The organism is Nocardia vinacea NBRC 16497 (assembly GCF_000308835.1).
Lineage (GTDB): Bacteria > Actinomycetota > Actinomycetes > Mycobacteriales > Mycobacteriaceae > Nocardia > Nocardia vinacea.
On record NZ_BAGN01000008.1, the window covers coordinates 1 to 1,322 of the forward strand.

Annotated in this window: 2 protein-coding genes; both read left to right on the forward strand. The window is 67.2% G+C overall.

The window, feature by feature from the left end:
- Positions 1–460, forward strand: a 460-nt coding sequence (locus ON44_RS01640) for a flavin reductase family protein (protein ID WP_040685973.1), incomplete at its 5' end; no start/stop codon positions are given.
- 90 nt (positions 461–550) lie between these two features.
- Positions 551–1,249 (forward strand): DUF8020 domain-containing protein, encoded by a 699-nt coding sequence (locus tag ON44_RS01645; protein ID WP_040685974.1) that lies wholly within the window; start codon positions 551–553, stop codon positions 1,247–1,249.
- The last annotated feature ends 73 nt before the right edge of the window (positions 1,250–1,322 follow it).

A 1,322-nucleotide genomic window follows, 5' to 3' on the forward strand; every position in this document is an offset into this window, starting at 1 on the left:
GGCGCGACTGCTGCCGCAGGACGAGCACGGACTACTGCCTATCGCCGACCTCCTCGCCGAGCACCCCGATTCCGCGATCTATTGCTGCGGACCGGAACCGTTGCTTGCGGCCGTGGAAGCCGAGGGGACGCGGCGTAATTCGGACGTGCATATCGAGCGGTTCGTGCCGCGGCCGGTGGCCTGCGTGGCGCGCGGCTCATTCGAGGTCCAATTGGCGAGCAGTGGAAGAACTTTCCGTGTCGGCCAGGCTCAGTCCATTGTCGACGTCCTCGATGCCGCAGGGATCGAGATCATCACCTCCTGCCGCGAAGGCACCTGTGGCAGCTGCGAAACCACCGTGCTCGCAGGCGATATCGACCACCGCGATTCAGTGCTCACCGCCGAAGAGCGGGCGCGCGGCGACACCATGATGCTGTGCGTCTCCCGGGCCGGATCGGATGTGCTCGTTCTCGACCTGTGACCTCTGTGAACCTGTCGGCGCGATCCGCGACCGGCATGCGGCGCGCTCGCGCGCCGATGTCCCCGAAAATCCGAGAGGAAAGTAATAACGATGAGGAAAATCGTTGCGGTGGCCGCCGGATTGGTCGCCGCAGTCGGGATCGCCGCCGGTACGGCCGGTGCGCAGACCGACGGTGACGAAGCGGTCGGATTCACCGCCTCTGCCACCGATACCCAGACCATCATCAAGACCGACGCGGGCGCCATGGTCGTCGAGGACGGAGTCTTCAAGGTCAAGGCGAGCAACGGCACCGTGCTCACCGGTATGCCGCTGAAGTTCCGCGTCGACGACTTCGAGTTCCCGATCGCTGCCGATATCGCCGACCGCTCGGCCACCCTGACGCCGCAGTTCGACATGGCGCACGCGACCTACAAGCCGGTCGCGCTGCCCTTCGAGGACAAGGCGCCGTGGAAGAACGAGTACGACCGTGAGCAGGCCGCCTGGTCCCGCATGACCAGCACCATCACCATGGGCGCCACCATCGGCACCCTGGTCGGCGGCCTCAGCGGCGGCGCCATCGGCTGTGTCCTCGGCGGCATCGCCGGTGCGACGGTCGCCTCGGCCGCCATCATCGGCCTGTTCGGCGCGTTCATCCCGGCTGCCGCCATCGGTTGCCTCGGTGGCATCGTCGCGGTCGGCGCCCTCGGCACCCTGGCCGGTCAGATCTTCGTCACCGCCCCGGTCGCCATCGGCGCGGCCATCCAGTACTTCTCCACTATCAACCAGCCGCCGTTCCCGCCGGCGAAGTAGATAGCGAAGAAGAACCCAACGGCGTTCGTTGGGGGACACCCGACCCCGCCCGGTTCCTCACCCCGGGCGGGGT

Excerpts from the sequence above, each read along its gene's own strand:
- ON44_RS01645 (WP_040685974.1), top strand. The coding sequence starts at position 551 with ATGAGGAAAATCGTTGCGGTGGCCGCCGGATTGGTCGCCGCAGTCGGG.